The organism is Kribbella shirazensis (assembly GCF_011761605.1).
GTDB classification, from domain to species: Bacteria; Actinomycetota; Actinomycetes; order Propionibacteriales; family Kribbellaceae; genus Kribbella; species Kribbella shirazensis.
Genome location: NZ_JAASRO010000001.1, coordinates 2,746,558 through 2,760,946, shown reverse-complemented (window position 1 = coordinate 2,760,946; position 14,389 = coordinate 2,746,558). Strand labels below are relative to the sequence as shown.

Below are 14,389 nucleotides of genomic sequence, written 5' to 3'. Positions count from 1 at the left end.
TCCGGAACCTCCGGACACAACGAAAGGGCCGGCCCACCTGGACCGGCCCTTCCGTTGCTTGTACCGCTGGTTGGTCAGTCGCCGCCGCGGAGGATGGCGAGGATGCGCAGGATGTTCCAGTACAGCCAGACCAGGGTGACGGTCAGGCCGAAGGCTGCGCGCCAGGCCTCGTTCTGCGGGGCGCCGTGACGGACGCCCTGCTCGACCATGTCGAAGTCGAGGATCAGGTTGAACACCGCCAGGCCGGCGCCGAGCGCGGCGAACAGCAGGCCCATCGGGCCGAAGCCGCTGATGCCGGTGCTGATACCGAACAGGCTCAGCACGAGGTTGATCAGCAGCACGCCGGCGAAGCCCATCGTGCCGATGACGACCATCTTGGTGAACTTCGGCGTCACCTTGATCGCGAAGTACTTGTACGTCGCCAGCGTCAGGCCGGCCGTCACCATCGTGGCCAGGATGGCCTGCACGATGATGCCGGAATCACCGACCCAGTTGGCGATGAACTTGCTGCCGATCCCGAGGAACACGCCCTCGGCCGCGGCGTACAGCATCACCAGCGCCGGGTTGATCTTGCGGGAGAACGACAGCACCATGGCGAGCGCGAACCCGACCAGGGCACCGGCCAGGAACGCCGGGGTGACCAGCGTGTCCGGGATCGTCCACCATGCCAGGGCAGCGGCCACCACGACCACACCCAGGGTGATCGCGGTCTTCACGATCACGTCGTCCAATGTCATCGGGCGGCTCGAGGCCGGAGCACCCTGGTACTGCTGCGGCGGCTGACCCGGCCCGCCGTAGCCGTAGGGGGACGGCTGACCGTACGGAGCGGCCCCCGGATAGGCCTGGCCCTGGCCAGGCGCGAACGCACTCGACCGGTTCAGCACCGGGTTACTGCTCTGCATCTCTTCCTCCTGTTGACCCACATCCGGGGCCGTATCGAGATACTACGGTCCCACCCTTAACAACATCTGAGAATCCCTCCGATGTTCCCCAACCGAAACCGCCCGAAAACAACCCCTGGTTGCAAAGATCAATCGGTTTCCGATGAATTTCGGTCAGCAGTGCGCCTGGGCGGGTTGCTGGGAGGTGAGGGCGGCGCCTACCTGGTCGGCGAGGGCTATGGCTACCAGGCGTTGTTCGAGGTCGGGGCGGGCTATGTGGGTGGCGGAGGTGAGGAGGAAGTGGCCGCGAGGTTCGCCGGCGTGCTGGACGGTGAGTTCGATCTCGGCGTTGGTGGGCAGGCCGTCGCGTTCCACCTTCAGGACGTGGGAGCCGCGGGTGACGGAGCCGTCGGGGTTCAGCCGGGGCGCGTGCGGCCGATTGCTGTTGGCAACGAACTTGGCGCCGTCGATTCCCAGCACCGCGGTCAGCTCCGCCCGCACCTGCTCGATCAGGTCGTCGACCGAGGCGCCGTTCGCAACCGCGTGCGAGGTGGTGATCACGCCGTCCAGGTAGCCGCGCCGCCGGGAGGCGTTCGCCTGTTGCCGCCTGCCCCAGATCGCGATCTCCGTGACCGCGATCCCGATCGCCAGCAGCAGCACGGCCTGCTCCACGTCGTTGCTGCTGTTGATCGTGAAGCTGTCGTACGGCACGAACCGCTCCCGGAACGGCGTCAACAGCCCAAGAGCCGGTCGGCCGCGTCCCGGGCCTCCTGTCCGTCGGTCCCGTCCGGTCGACCACGGCCACGCTCGACAACACCCCACACCGCCTAGCGGAACGGCATTGGCCCCAGGTCCGCTCGTTCCCGGGTGAAAACCGGTCGCAGGCCGACTGGCCGGTGCATAGGTTGGCTGGTCATGGCAGACCTCCATCGCATTCGGCCGGCTGAAGCGGCCGATGTCGCGTTCCTGGCCGAGGTGACGATCGCGGCGACCCGTGCTCAGGGTCGCCTGCCCGCGGACTTCGACGAGGCAACGTGGCAGACCGGGTTCGAGGAGTGGAGCCGCGAGTCGATCGACGACCCCGCGACCGACCTGTACGTCGTCGAGGTCGGCAACCGCAGCGTCGGCCGGCTCCGGGTCAGTCGCACGGCGGACGCGGTCGAACTGAACGGCATCCAACTGCACCCGGACGTCCAGAACCGCGGTATCGGGACGGCGATCATCACCGACCTGAAGGACGAGGCTGCGCGCCGCGGCGTACCGCTACGGCTGCACGTCGAGCGCGACAACCCGGACGCGCGCCGCCTGTACGACCGCCTCGGCTTCGTGAAGATCGGTGAGGACGGCGCCGAGGACGTCCTGCGGTGGTCGAAGGACGTGGAGCAGAACCGGATCTGGAACGCCGAGGTTGCCGAGCGGTACGACACCCCGGGCACCGGGGCGTTCGCGGACGACGTCCTCGGGCCGACCGTGGAGCGGCTGGCGGAGCTGGCTGGGACCGGGCACGCGCTCGAGTTCGCGATCGGCACCGGGCGGGTCGCCGTACCGCTGTCCGAGCGCGGCGTCCCTGTCAGCGGGATCGAGCTGTCGACCGCGATGCTCGAGCAGCTGCGGACGAAAGCCGACGAGGACACGATCCCGGTCGTAGCGGGCGACATGGCGACCGCGCGGGTGCCGGGCGAGTTCACGCTCGTCTACCTCGTGTACAACACGATCGCGAACCTGCTGACCCAGGAGGAGCAGGTCGCCTGCTTCCGGAACGCCGCCCGTCACCTCTCCCCCGGCGGCCGCTTCGTCATCGAACTCTGGGTCCCCGAACTCCGTCGCCTCCCACCCGGCACCCCCGCGACCGTCGGCGTCGCCGATCCCGGCTACATCCTGCTCGATACGTACGACGTACTGCGCCAGCACGTGGTCTCGCACCACTTCCACTTCGGCGAGGGCACCGAGGCCCAGCTCTTCCGTACTCCGCACCGCTACATCTGGCCCGCCGAGCTCGACCTTATGGCCCAACTGGCCGGCTTCACCCTCGAGTCCCGCCACGCCGACTGGACCGGCTCCCCCTTCACCGCCGACTCACCCTCGCACGTCTCGGTCTACCGCCTCCCGACCGCGTAGAGCTCCGCCGGGGCTGGTCGGCACCGCCCCCGGGACCGCACCATGAGGAGATGAGCGGTCCCTCGGGCGGGGGATGTTCGGTGGGTGAGATCACTCTTCGGAGGGTTTGTGAAATCTTTCACGAGCATTTAGCGTTGAAGTGAACATGAAGTCGGAGATCCACTCAGGGAGAGTGAACCGCATGACAGCCCAGGTGCCGCACATCCTCGTCGTCGGAGGCGGTTACGTCGGGATGTACACGGCGTACGGCCTGCGCCGGGCCGCCCGCAAGGGCCGGATCCGGGTGACCGTGGTCGACCCGCGTTCGGTGATGACCTACCAGCCGTTCCTGCCCGAGGCCGCGGCCGGATCGGTGGAGCCGCGGCACGTCGTGGTGCCGCTGCGCAAGACCCTCAAGGGCTGCCGGGTGGTGACCGGCCGGGTGACCGGTATCGACCATGCCCACAAGGTCGCCAAGGTGCTGCCGGAAGAGGGTCCGGAGTACGAGCTCGCCTACGACCAGATCGTGGTCGCGCTCGGCTCGATCGCCCGTACGCTGCCGATCCCGGGTCTCGCCGAGGAGGCCACCGGGTTCAAGAACGTCGAAGAGGCCATCGCGCTGCGCAACAAGGTCCTGGACCGGCTCGACGTCGCGTCGTCGCAGCCCGACCCGGCGCTGCGCAAGTCCGCGCTCACCTTCGTCTTCATCGGCGGCGGGTACGCCGGCGTGGAGGCGTTCGCGGAGCTCGAGGACATGGCCCGCTACGCCACCCGCTACTACGACAACATCAAGCCCGAGGACATGCGCTGGGTGCTCGTCGAAGCGACCAACCGCATCCTCCCCGAGGTCGGCACCGATCTCGGCAAGTACACCGTGGACCAGCTCCGCAAGCGGAACATGGACATCCGGCTGGAGACCCGGCTGGAGTCCTGCGAGAAGGGCCACGTGATCCTCAGCGACGGCGAGGAGTTCGACGCCGACACGATCGTCTGGACGGCGGGCGTGAAGGCGAACCCGGCGCTCGCCGCGACCGACTTCCCGCTGGACGAGAAGGGCCGGCTCAAGACGCTGCCGAATCTGCGGATCGAGGGCGTCGACGACGCCTGGACCGCCGGCGACAACGCCGCCGTACCGGACCTGACCAGTGAGACCGGTGCGTACTGCGCCCCGAACGCGCAGCACGCCGTACGCCAGGCCAACCGGCTCGCCGCGAACATCCTCCGGGTCGTCGACGGGCAGCCGCCGCAGGACTACAAGCACAAGTACGTCGGCTCGGTCGCGAGCCTCGGCCTGCACAAGGGCGTCGCCCAGCTGTACGGCGTGAAGGTGAAGGGCTGGCTGGCCTGGTTCCTGCACCGGACGTACCACGTGTCCCGCGTGCCTACCTTCAACCGGAAGGCCCGGGTCATCCTCGACTGGTCGCTGGCCCTGTTCTTCCGCCGCGAGGTGACCAGCCTCGGCAGCCTGCAGACTCCCAACGAGGAGTTCCGCCGCGCGACCCAGTCGTAGGTCGCAGGTCAACACCTGATCGGCCGGGCCCCCAACTCGCCGGGGGCCCGGCCTTCTTCTTGCCCTTTTCAGGGACGAGTAGGGACAAGACCTGATGCCGACGGCCGCCCTGAGTAGTCACTATCGACTAGTCGATCCTGACTACTCGAAGGTGGGCCGCCATGGTCAAAGCTCGGAACGCCCTGTTCGTCTACGCCGTACTGGCCGTCGTCCTGTCACTGCTCCCACCGCTGTTCCCACTGCGCGTGCCGGAGCTGCGGGAGCCGCTGCTGATGCTGCTCGCCCTGGTCGCCTTCACCCTCGGTCTCCTGCTGGCGTTGCTGCCCAGCACGCCACGAGCGGTCCTGCTCGGGTTCGGCTGGCTACAGGTGCTGCTGACACTCGCGCTCGGGTTCGCCGTCGGCGACATCTTGGTGATGTTCTGCTGCTGGATCGCCGTACCGGTGCTGGCGTTGCTCGCAGGGCAGTTGCGCCGTGGCCCTCACCGGGCGCTCGTCGCGGCGCACGCGATCAGCGCCGCGGCCTGGGTCGGCATCACCTGCGCGGTCGTCACGCTGACCGTGATCGGGCTGACGACGGACGACATCGACACCGCGGTCGTCGTTTACCGCCTCGTGTCGCAGTTCGACATCACGCTGCTGCCGTGGGCCAACTTCGCCACCACACTCACCGGTCTCGCGCTCGGGCTGACCACGCGGTGGGGCCTGATCCGCTACCGCTGGGTCGCCGCGAAACTGGTGATCTCGTTCGCGATCCTGTTCTCGGCGTTCGCGTACGTCGAGGACTCGGTCGGCGCGGTGATCGAGCAGGCCGAGGCTCTGGCAGCGAGCGGCGGCAGTACGGCGGCGCTCGAGGCCGACGGCGGCATCGTGTTCGCGGGATTCGGCCTGCCGCTGCTCAGCCTGGTCGCGGCGATGCTGCTGTCCCTCTACAAGCCCGGCGGCAAGACACGGTGGGGACGCCGGCAGAAGGACAAGCGCAACGTCAGGATCAGCCGAACCACGCAGGTGGCCGAGGACACGGTCGAGCTGACGCTGCGTCCGACACACGGCTCCCTGCCGCGTTGGGAGCCGGGGGCTCACGTCGACCTCGTACTGCCCTCCGGCCTCGTCCGGCAGTACTCGATCGCCGGTGAGCGCGACGGCGAGTACGTCGTGACGGTTCTCCGCGAGCCGCACGGCCGCGGCGGGTCCGTGGAGCTCCACCGGTTGCCGGCGGGAACGCGGATCGAGCTGCGCGGGCCGCGGAACAAATTCCCGCTGGTCGACGCGCCCTCGTACCTGTTCATTGCCGGAGGCATCGGAATCACGCCGTTCCTGCCGATGATCGCCGCGCGCGACGACTGGCGGCTGGTCTATCGTGGACGGTCGCGGGCATCGATGGCCTACGCAGCCGAACTGGGCGGCGACGATCGCGTGACGCTGCTGCCGGCGGACGAGACGCCACGACCGGACCTCGCGGCCCTGCTCGCCGGTGTTGCACCGGGTACGGCGGTCTACTGCTGCGGTCCGGAGTCGCTGATGAAGGCCGTGGAGGAGGCGATGCCGCAGCAGGCGACGCTGTACACGGAGCGGTTCGTCCCGACCGAGCGGTCCGCCGTGGCCGAGCCGTTCGAGGCGGTGCTGCAGCGCAGTGGCGTCGTCGTCGAGGTGCCTGCCGGGCGGAGCCTGCTGGACGCGATTCACGAGGTCGACCCGACGCTCGACGCCGCCTGCGAGGATGGGATCTGCGGGAGCTGCGAGGTCCGCGTTCTCGGAGGGGTGCCGGACCACCGGGACGACGTACTGCAGAATCATGAGCGCGACCGGACCGACGTGATGTACCCGTGCGTGTCACGGGCGAAGGGACGGCGCATCGTGCTGGACGTCTGAAGGGAGGGTGAGCGTGGCAGGGGTCAGCAATCCGCTCGGCCTGGTCGTGCTCGCCTTCCTGCAGGAGCGACCGATGCATCCGTACGAGCTCGGCCGGTTGCTGAAGGCACGCAACAAACAGGAGAGCATCAAGTACCGGCATGCGTCGCTGTACATGGTGGTGAAGCAGCTGCTGCGCGACGGCTACATCGAGTCGCAGGAGACGACACGGGCGGGCCAGCTGCCCGAGCGGACCGTGTACGCACTGACTCCGTCCGGGCAGGAGGTGCTCACGGAGCAGATGCGCGAGCTGGTCGCCGTACCGGTGAAGGAATACCCGCGGTTCGAGGCCGCGCTGGCGTTGATCGTCGTACTGCCGCCCGACGACGTGGCCGCCTTGCTGGGCGAGCGGCTGGAGGCGCTGAAGCTGCGGATCGACGAACTACGTGAGCGGGCGCGGCCTCGCGAGGACGTGGAGTGGGTCCACAAGATCGAGTACGAGTACGAACTCGCGCTGGCCGAGGCCGAGCAGAAGTTCGTCCGGAGGCTCCGGTCCCAGGTCGCCGAGGGCGACGTCGGAACGCTGTGGTCGCGGCTGCATCCGCGTCGGTCGTAGGGCTTCTCTCCTCGGTCCCGCTCTGACACGCTGATGCCCACGAGTGTCTGGAGGGGGACATGGGTAGTTCGGAGCGGGGCGGGTGGGTGCCGCCGCGGTGGGTGAAGTTGGGGGCGTGGAAGCTTCATCGCCGGATCTACACGATGAGCGGCGGCCGGCTCGGCTTGTCGCTGCCGCGGGACCGGCAGCACTACGGCACGCTGCGGCTGACCGTGCCCGGGCGGCGCACCGGCGAGCCGCGCAGCGTCATCCTCGGGTACTACGAGGACGGGCCGAACCTGGTCACGATGGCGATGAACGGCTGGGAGGAACCGGAACCCGCCTGGTGGCTCAATTTGCAGGCGCATCCGGACGCCGAGGTCGTGGTCGCCGACGGGACACGGTCGGTGCGCGGCCGCGCGGCCGAGGGCGAGGAGCGGGAGCGCCTGTGGGCGCGCTGGCAGGAGATCGACAAGCACCTCGACGCGTGGGCCGCCCGCCGCTCGAAGCCGACCCAGGTCGTGGTGCTCGAACCGCGCTAGTCGTGGGTGTTAGTCGTGGAGCATGCCCGCGTCGTGGACGAGGAGGGCGATCTGGACGCGGTTGTTCAGGTCGAGTTTGGTGAGGATGCGGGAGACGTGCGTCTTCACGGTGGGGACGCTCAGGTAGAGGCTCGCGCTGATCTCGGCGTTCGACTTGCCCTGGCCGACGGCGACGGCGATCTCGCGTTCGCGGTCGTTCAGGTCCGTGAGGCGGGCGAGGGCCTTGGACTTGCGGTCGTCGTGGCCGGAGTCGGCGACGCGGGTGATGAGGCGCTTGGTCACGGTCGGCGACAGGACGGGCTGGCCGGCGGCGACCCGGCGGACCGACTCGACGATCTCGGCGGGCGGCGTGTCCTTGAGGACGAATCCGGCCGCACCGGCGCGGAGGGCCCGCAGGACGTGCTCGTCGGCGTCGAACGTGGTGAGGATGACGACCTCGGGTGCGCCCGGCCGGCGACGTACCGCCTCGGTGGCGGTCAGCCCATCGGTGCCGGGCATCCGGATGTCCATCAGGATCACGTCCGGCGCGAGCCGGTCGATCAGGCCTTGGACGCCGGACCCGTCACCCGCCTCGCCCACGACCCGGATGTCCTGCGCCCCGCCGAGCATCAGCTTCAACCCGGCCCGCAACAACGGATCGTCGTCCACAATCAGAACCCGGATCGTCATGCCGGCCACGGTAACCAGGCGTGCAGGCGGAAGTCGCCGTCGGGGGTGCGGCCGTGTTCGAGCCGGCCGTCGACGAGGGCGGCGCGTTCGCTGAGTCCCTTCAGTCCTTGACCGACGCCACGTCTGCGGTCGGGCGCCGGATTGCGCAGCTCCACGGACAATCCGTTGCCCGGGGCACCGGTCACGCTGATCGTCACCGGCTCACCCGGCGCGTGCTTGACCGCGTTCGTCAGTCCCTCCTGGACGATCCGGTACGCCGTACGCCCGACGTGCTCCGGCATCGCGCCGCGCGCGTCGAGGGTCAGCTCGACGGGGATCCCCGCCGCGCGCGAACCCTCCACCAGCGCGGGCAGATCGGAGAACGCGGGCTGCGGCAACTCGCCGACAGGAGCCCGCAGTACGCCGATGACCTCCCGGAGATCCTGCAGCGCCTGGTGGGCGCTCGCGCGGATGATCTCAGCAGCGCCGGCGACTTCCTCGGTGGACGCGTCCGGCCGGTACGCCAACGCGCCGGCGTGCACGCTCAACAGCGACAGCCGGTGACCGAGGACGTCGTGCATCTCGCGGGCGATCTCCTCGCGCGCCCGGAGCTGGGCCTGCTCGGCCTGCAGCGTGGCCACCGTCTCGGCGCGGTCGGCCCGGTCCCGCAGCGTCTGCAGGAGCTGCCGGCGGGAGCGGATGTAGAACCCCCAGCCGGCGACCGCGGCGTACATGGCGACGGCCGCGACCATGAGCGCCTCGGCGTCGGCCTTCTGCCGTATCTGCAGATAGACCAGGAGGCTCACAGCGTTCGCGGCGAAGATCAGCGCAGACGTACGCCAGGGCCGGTGGATGGCGACCGTCATGATCAGCACCAGCGTCGCGCCGCTGCTGGCGTCGGAGTAGAGCGAGAACACGGCGGCGAGCAGCGCGAGCTCGACCGGCCGGCGGCGCCGGAACCAGAGCGAGACGCACAACAGCATCCCGGACAGCAGATCGACCCCGAGCAGCACCTCGTGGACAGGGTCGCGCGTGCCTTCGTCGTACGTGTAGAGCCCGAGCAGGATCGCGCCGACGAAGACGAGACTGTCCACCACCCAGTCCCGCGCGCTGCGACGGCGTCCCGGCTCGGTCATGTCTTGAATGTAGCGGTGGGTAAGCGATCTCCGTGGTGATCGCGGGTGTCCGGATACCGAAGTCGGTGCGGGACGGTACTTAGGTCGGCGGTAGGTTGCCGGGCATGAGTCAGCTCGCAGTCACCGTCATCGGCCCGGACCGCCCGGGGATCATCGCCGACGTCACCGAGGCCCTGGCCGGTACCGGGGTCAACCTCGAGGACTCGACCATGACGCTGCTGCGCGGCCATTTCGCGATGATGATCGTCTGCGCCGGCCCGTTCGACGAGGTGAAGTCGGCGCTCGAGCCGCTGCGGGGCGAGCTGGTGATCACGGTCCGGACGATGGGCCCCGAGCACGAGCACGCGCCGATCGGGCCGCCGTACATGCTGAGCGTGCACGGTGCGGATCGGCCGGGGATCGTGGCGGCCGTGACGCGGATGATCGCGTCCGCCGGCGGGACGATCACCGACCTGGCGACGCGGCTGAGCGGCGGGCTGTACGTGCTGACCGCCGAGGTCGAGCTGCCGCCGACGGCGGAGCTGGAGACGCTCGACCGAGCGCTCGAGATCACCGCCGAGGAGCTCGGGGTGGGCGTCACGCTGCGCCCGGCCGAGAGCGACGAACTGTGATCACCGACTGGTCCCCTGCCCGGCTGGACGTCGAGGGCAGGGTGCTCGAGGTCGTCCGGGCGCCGCATCCCGTGCTGGCGACCGAGGGCGCGACCGTCGATCCGCTCGATCCGGAGATGATCCAGCTCGCCGCGGACCTGGTCGCGACGATGCGGGTGTCTCCCGGGTGCGTCGGTCTCGCGGCGCCGCAGGTCGGTGTCGCGGCGCAGATGTTCTCGCTGGACGTGACCGGTCATCCGAAGACCCGCACCTGCCACGGTGTCTTCGTGCTGTGCAACGCGGTCGTGGTCGAGGCCTCGCGCAACGAGAAGGCCCGTGAAGGGTGCATGTCGGTGCCCGACTTCACCGGCGACGTCAAGCGCGCGACCCGGCTCACCGTCACCGGCGTACTCCCGGGGACGACGGAAGAGATCACGATCACCACGGACGCCTTCGAGGCGCGGGCACTCCAGCACGAGATCGACCACTGCAGCGGGAAGCTGTTCCTGGACCGGGTGGCCGGCGCCCACGCCGTGTACCCCCGGAAGGTCTATCAGTAAACGAGTAGTCTCGTCCTAGCCTCGGCCCGGGTGGCGGAACGGCAGACGCAGGGAGCTTAAACCTCCTGGCCTTCACAGGCATACGGGTTCGAATCCCGTCCCGGGCACCGGCTCGTCAGCTGGTGAGGATGCGGTCGTAGACGGTGAAGGCGATGACGGCCAGGTCGAGGAACAGGGCGAGCCAGGCGATGGTCTTGCCGCGCTTGCCGCTCCGGCGCATCGTGCGGAGGGCCTTGATCGCCAGGACGATCGAGACCGGCTGGCAGATGACGACGGTGAGCAGCGCGGCGACCGCGTGGCCGCTCAGGCCTCCGGTCCTCGCGCTGGCGGGCTGCTCGTAACGGCGGTCGTCGTACCGCGGTGCGGTGTAAGGATCGCGGTACGGCGGAGCCTTGTAGGGATCGTCGTGCCGCGGGGCGGTGTACGGATCCCGGTACGGTGGGGCGGGGTACGTCTCGTCGTGCGGCGGGGCGGCGTACGTGTTCTGGCGGGGTGGTGGGGATCCCGGGGCGGGGCCGGACGACCACTGGAAGGGGTCCGGGGCTTCTTCTTCCGGCTCAGGCTCGCGCCTGTCGGCGGTCGGCGGCTCGGACTTGCGCTGCAGGAGGAGCGCGTAGCCGGCGCGGCGGTTCGGGTCGGAGAGGATCTCGTAGGCGCGGTTCAGCCTGGCCTGCTGGTCGGCGTCGCCGCCCACGTCGGTGTGGTGGTTTCGCGACAGGCGGCGGTAGCTCCGCTTGATCTCCTCGGCCCCGGCGTCCCGCCGTACCCCGAGCAGCCTCCAGGGATCAGCTCCGCCGAGGTCCCGGAAGTCCCGGCTCGAACTCATCGGGCGACGTCCGCCTGGTAACAGACCAGTCGCCAGGACGCCTGCTGCGGGTCGGCGCCGCTGGGCAGAGTGCGATGCCCGGTCGCGAACGTGACGGTCTTCTCACCGGCGAGGTAGCACCACATGTCGAGGTCCTCGTCGTTGCCGTAGTAGTAGGACCGGTAGTGCGTGACGGCCTGGGCTCCGAGAAACGGTGTCTGCAATCGCTGCTGGGCTTCCAGCGGCAGATTGCCGAGGATGCCGCGCATCTCCTGGGTGAGCTCCAGCTGCGGCGCGGTGGTCGCCGGGCGTTCACCCCGGTCGCGCGACACCAGCGAGCGCAAACCGCCGCGGGGCCGCGTGGGCTGCTGCTGTACGACGGCGTGCCGGATGCTCGACGGTACGAACGGGTCGATGCGCACACTCTGGGTCCGCTGCCCCTGGCTGTTGACGCGTGGTGTCGTCACCGCGAGCCCGTTGGGTCCGAGTACGACGGCGTACGGCCGGTCGCGCTCGCGTTCGTGCAGGTCGGCCCACCACTCGATGGCCGGTCCTACCTTGCGCTCGAGGTACGCCTTGACGTCGTCGTGAAGCTCCGCCCACCAGTGGAACCGGTCCGGGCTCGGGACGAACCCCAGCGCCGAGGCCTGGTGAGCACCGGGAAGGTTCGGCGCGGCCGGCGCACGCTCGACGCCTCCACCCGCGGGCCGCTGCGCGGCCGGACGTCCCCGAGACTGCTCGGGCAGGTTGTCACGCGTCATGTGCGCAGCAGCGGCTTGGGGCGGCGTACATAGTCGAGAGCTTTCACTACCTCCTGCACCTAGGTCAACTCTGGTTCTGCGGGTCTGTGGACAACCCCGCCAAGGATTTGGCGCGATTGAGGACGGCGTCGGTCATCTGTTCGGTCAGCTTGCCGGTGAACGTGTTCTGCTGGCTGGGGTGGAAGCAGCCCAGAACTGTGACATCGCCCAGCGGGGTTGCGATCCGGTGCTCCACGGCGTGGCCGAACCGCGGGCGCGGGCGCGGTACGTCGGCCCCGGCCGCGGCGAGCGCGCTGAGCAGGGCGTCGTACCCGAACTTGCCCAGGCAGACGATCGCCTCGACGCCGGGCAGGACGAGCTCGAGCTCGCGGCGGAACCACGGCGCGCAGGTGTCGCGCTCGGCCGGCGTGGGTTTGTTGGCGGGCGGGGCGCAGCGGACGGCCGCGATCATCCGGGTGCCGATCAGGTGCAGGCCGTCACCGGCGTGCTCGCTCGTCGGCTGGTTGGCGAGGCCGACGCGATGGAGCGCGGCGAACAGCCAGTCACCGGAGCGATCGCCCGTGAACACCCGGCCGGTCCGGTTCCCGCCGTTCGCCGCCGGGGCGAGGCCGGCGATCAGGATCTTCGGCTCGGCCGCGCCCCAGCCGGGGATCGGCCGGCCCCAGTACGGCTGCTCCGCGAACGACTTCCGCTTGCCGACGGCAACGTCCTCACGCCACTCCACCAACCGCGGGCAGGCCTTGCACACCGACACCCGCGCCTCGAGTTCGGCCAGCTCACCAGTCGTCGCGAGCCGCATCACCTCGCCCGCATCGTGCGCCACCGGCGTACGCCGTACCGCCGGATCCTCCGGCCACCCCGTCCCAGGCGGCACCGGACTCTCGAACAACTGCCCGGTCAGCGGGTGCGGAAGCTTCATCCCGCCAGCCTAGAGGCCCGGTCAGGCGGCCAGCTGTTCCTCGGTTGGCCGGGTGATCGGGGTTGGCGGCGTACGGCGGGAGCTCGGAATGGCGCGGGCCAGTACGACGGCTGCGGCGGCGAAGGCCGACAGGAGGAGGAACGTGTCGGTGAAGCCGGACTCGGCGGGGAGGCCGGAGGGCTGGACGTGGCCGGTGATGATGGAGCTGGCGAGTGCCGTACCGATCGAGCCGCCGATGGTGCGGATGTTGGCGTTCATGCCAGTGGCCGCGCCGGTCTGTTCGCGCGGGACGTTCTGCACGATCAGGCTGGTCATGGCCGCGTAGGCCAGCCCCAGACCGACCCCGAAGAGCGCGGTCGACAACGCGATCTGCCACTGCGCGTCGTGGAACTCGGCGAACATCTGCGCCGCGACGAGACTCATCGACGAACCGGAGACGACCTGCGCCTTCGCGCTGAACCGCGCCGCGAGCGGACCGCTGAACGACCCCGCGACCGCCATCGTCACCAGCATCGGCAGCATCAGCAGCCCGGCCTGCGTCACGCTCGCGCCGAAACCGAACCCGGCTGCCTTCGGGATCTGCAGGAACTGCGGCACGAACGCGTACACCGCGAACATCGCCGCACCGAACAGCAGCGCCACCAGGTTCGTCGTCCAGACCGCCGGGCGGCGCATCATCCGCATGTCGATCAACGGGTTCTTCGAGCGCAGCTCGACCGCGATCCAGCCGGCGAACAGTACGGCGGCCAGCGCGAAGAGTCCCGTCGTACGCAACGAGGCCCAGCCCCAGGACCGGCCCGTGCTCAACGGCAGCAGCAACGCGATCAGCCAGCCGGACAGCAGGGTTGCCGCCAGCCAGTCGATGCGGCCGGGGACACGGTTCGGGGACTCCGGGACGTACCGCCGTACCAGCACTGTCGACACCGTGACGACCGCCATCGGGATCCAGAACAGCCAGCGCCAGCCGAGCCACTCCACGATCGGCCCGGCGAGCACGATGCCCAGACCGCCGCCGGCGGCGATGAGGGCCGACACCACGCCGACCACGGACGGGACCCGCTCGGCCGGGAACTCGTCACGGATGATCCCGAACGCCAACGGGAACACGGCCCCGCCGACACCCTGGAACACGCGGGCCGCGATCAGTACGCCGATGTTCGGCGCGAGGGCGGCGATCAGGCAGCCGATCGCGAGCGCGGTCAAGGCGATGAGCAGCGTGCGTTCCTTGCCGACCATGTCGCCGATCCGGCCGAGCAGCGGGGTCGCGACCGAGACCGCGAGCAGCAGTGCGGTGAACACCCAGGTGACGGTGCCCGGGGTGGTGTGCAGGTCGTGCTGGATGACCGGCAGCGCCGGGCTGACCAGCGACTGCAGCATCGAGAACGAGGCCACGACCGTCGCCAGCACCGCCAGCGTGAGCCGTGGGTTTCCAGACCTGATGTCAGGCATGCAGAAGTCCTTCGCAAGGGGTGGGAGCGCGCCGGACAGCGGCGCG

The 14,389-nt window shown here is 69.6% G+C and carries 15 protein-coding genes and 1 tRNA gene; 8 read left to right on the top strand and 8 right to left on the bottom strand.

The features are described 5' to 3' along the window. Positions 1-74: 74 nt before the first annotated feature. On the bottom strand, positions 75-902 hold the full coding sequence (locus BJY22_RS13605; RefSeq protein ID WP_167206763.1) for a Bax inhibitor-1/YccA family protein: 828 nt from the start codon (positions 900-902) through the stop codon (positions 75-77). 153 nt (positions 903-1,055) lie between these two features. Continuing rightward, entirely contained in the window at positions 1,056-1,592 is a 537-nt protein-coding gene (locus tag BJY22_RS13600; protein ID WP_167206761.1) for a DUF4118 domain-containing protein, read from the bottom strand. Between the two features lie 204 nt (positions 1,593-1,796). Between BJY22_RS13600 and BJY22_RS13595 the strand changes: the two genes are divergently transcribed. The 5 genes from BJY22_RS13595 (at position 1,797) to BJY22_RS13575 (ending at position 7,475) form a co-directional block, all read left to right on the top strand. After that, positions 1,797-2,999, top strand: coding sequence for a GNAT family N-acetyltransferase (locus tag BJY22_RS13595; protein WP_167206759.1), 1,203 nt, complete (start codon positions 1,797-1,799; stop codon positions 2,997-2,999). A gap of 181 nt (positions 3,000-3,180) precedes the next feature. Next, complete coding sequence (locus BJY22_RS13590; protein ID WP_167206757.1) at positions 3,181-4,488, top strand: NAD(P)/FAD-dependent oxidoreductase; 1,308 nt, start codon at positions 3,181-3,183, stop codon at positions 4,486-4,488. A gap of 161 nt (positions 4,489-4,649) precedes the next feature. Further along, a complete protein-coding gene (locus BJY22_RS41030) occupies positions 4,650-6,359 on the top strand; it encodes a PDR/VanB family oxidoreductase (RefSeq protein WP_202891102.1) in 1,710 nt (569 codons plus the stop codon). Between the two features lie 13 nt (positions 6,360-6,372). After that, positions 6,373-6,954 (top strand): helix-turn-helix transcriptional regulator, encoded by a 582-nt coding sequence (locus tag BJY22_RS13580; RefSeq protein WP_202891101.1) that lies wholly within the window; start codon positions 6,373-6,375, stop codon positions 6,952-6,954. A gap of 59 nt (positions 6,955-7,013) precedes the next feature. Beyond that, positions 7,014-7,475, top strand: coding sequence for a nitroreductase/quinone reductase family protein (locus BJY22_RS13575; protein WP_167206755.1), 462 nt, complete (start codon positions 7,014-7,016; stop codon positions 7,473-7,475). 9 nt (positions 7,476-7,484) lie between these two features. On the opposite strand, the gene BJY22_RS13570 is transcribed toward BJY22_RS13575, so the two are convergent. Next, a complete protein-coding gene (locus BJY22_RS13570; RefSeq protein ID WP_167206753.1) occupies positions 7,485-8,144 on the bottom strand; it encodes a response regulator in 660 nt (219 codons plus the stop codon). Beyond that, a complete protein-coding gene (locus BJY22_RS13565; RefSeq protein WP_167206751.1) occupies positions 8,141-9,259 on the bottom strand; it encodes a sensor histidine kinase in 1,119 nt (372 codons plus the stop codon). The genes BJY22_RS13570 and BJY22_RS13565 overlap by 4 nt, the downstream gene beginning before the upstream one ends. A 104-nt stretch (positions 9,260-9,363) precedes the next feature. On the opposite strand from BJY22_RS13565, the gene BJY22_RS13560 reads away from it, so the two are divergent. The 3 genes from BJY22_RS13560 (at position 9,364) to BJY22_RS13550 (ending at position 10,516) form a co-directional block, all read left to right on the top strand. Beyond that, entirely contained in the window at positions 9,364-9,870 is a 507-nt protein-coding gene (locus BJY22_RS13560) for a glycine cleavage system transcriptional repressor (protein ID WP_167206749.1), read from the top strand. Continuing rightward, positions 9,867-10,409: a peptide deformylase gene (gene def, locus BJY22_RS13555; RefSeq protein WP_167206747.1), complete on the top strand. Its 543-nt coding sequence runs from the start codon at positions 9,867-9,869 to the stop codon at positions 10,407-10,409. The genes BJY22_RS13560 and def overlap by 4 nt, the downstream gene beginning before the upstream one ends. 24 nt (positions 10,410-10,433) lie before the next feature. Beyond that, positions 10,434-10,516 (top strand) — tRNA-Leu (locus BJY22_RS13550). Positions 10,517-10,524: 8 nt separating this feature from the next. On the opposite strand, the gene BJY22_RS13545 is transcribed toward BJY22_RS13550, so the two are convergent. The 4 genes from BJY22_RS13545 to BJY22_RS13530 form a co-directional block, all read right to left on the bottom strand. Further along, on the bottom strand, positions 10,525-11,235 hold the full coding sequence (locus BJY22_RS13545) for a DUF4190 domain-containing protein (RefSeq protein ID WP_167206745.1): 711 nt from the start codon (positions 11,233-11,235) through the stop codon (positions 10,525-10,527). Beyond that, entirely contained in the window at positions 11,232-11,975 is a 744-nt protein-coding gene (locus BJY22_RS13540; RefSeq protein WP_167206737.1) for a hypothetical protein, read from the bottom strand. The genes BJY22_RS13545 and BJY22_RS13540 overlap by 4 nt, the downstream gene beginning before the upstream one ends. Before the next feature lie 64 nt (positions 11,976-12,039). Continuing rightward, on the bottom strand, positions 12,040-12,894 hold the full coding sequence (locus BJY22_RS13535; RefSeq protein WP_167206734.1) for a uracil-DNA glycosylase: 855 nt from the start codon (positions 12,892-12,894) through the stop codon (positions 12,040-12,042). A gap of 21 nt (positions 12,895-12,915) precedes the next feature. Continuing rightward, positions 12,916-14,343, bottom strand: coding sequence for an MFS transporter (locus BJY22_RS13530; protein ID WP_167206732.1), 1,428 nt, complete (start codon positions 14,341-14,343; stop codon positions 12,916-12,918). Positions 14,344-14,389: the final 46 nt, after the last annotated feature.

What these genes read in the sequence shown, in the direction of transcription:
- BJY22_RS13605 (WP_167206763.1), bottom strand. Translation starts at nt 902, where the DNA reads ATGCAGAGCAGTAACCCGGTGCTGAACCGGTCGAGTGCGTTCGCGCCT.
- BJY22_RS13595 (WP_167206759.1), top strand. Translation starts at nt 1,797, where the DNA reads ATGGCAGACCTCCATCGCATTCGGCCGGCTGAAGCGGCCGATGTCGCG.
- BJY22_RS13590 (WP_167206757.1), top strand. Translation starts at nt 3,181, where the DNA reads ATGACAGCCCAGGTGCCGCACATCCTCGTCGTCGGAGGCGGTTACGTC.
- BJY22_RS41030 (WP_202891102.1), top strand. Translation starts at nt 4,650, where the DNA reads ATGGTCAAAGCTCGGAACGCCCTGTTCGTCTACGCCGTACTGGCCGTC.
- BJY22_RS13575 (WP_167206755.1), top strand. Translation starts at nt 7,014, where the DNA reads ATGGGTAGTTCGGAGCGGGGCGGGTGGGTGCCGCCGCGGTGGGTGAAG.
- BJY22_RS13570 (WP_167206753.1), bottom strand. Translation starts at nt 8,144, where the DNA reads ATGACGATCCGGGTTCTGATTGTGGACGACGATCCGTTGTTGCGGGCC.
- BJY22_RS13565 (WP_167206751.1), bottom strand. Translation starts at nt 9,259, where the DNA reads ATGACCGAGCCGGGACGCCGTCGCAGCGCGCGGGACTGGGTGGTGGAC.
- BJY22_RS13560 (WP_167206749.1), top strand. Translation starts at nt 9,364, where the DNA reads ATGAGTCAGCTCGCAGTCACCGTCATCGGCCCGGACCGCCCGGGGATC.
- BJY22_RS13545 (WP_167206745.1), bottom strand. Translation starts at nt 11,235, where the DNA reads ATGAGTTCGAGCCGGGACTTCCGGGACCTCGGCGGAGCTGATCCCTGG.
- BJY22_RS13540 (WP_167206737.1), bottom strand. Translation starts at nt 11,975, where the DNA reads ATGACGCGTGACAACCTGCCCGAGCAGTCTCGGGGACGTCCGGCCGCG.
- BJY22_RS13535 (WP_167206734.1), bottom strand. Translation starts at nt 12,894, where the DNA reads ATGAAGCTTCCGCACCCGCTGACCGGGCAGTTGTTCGAGAGTCCGGTG.
- BJY22_RS13530 (WP_167206732.1), bottom strand. Translation starts at nt 14,343, where the DNA reads ATGCCTGACATCAGGTCTGGAAACCCACGGCTCACGCTGGCGGTGCTG.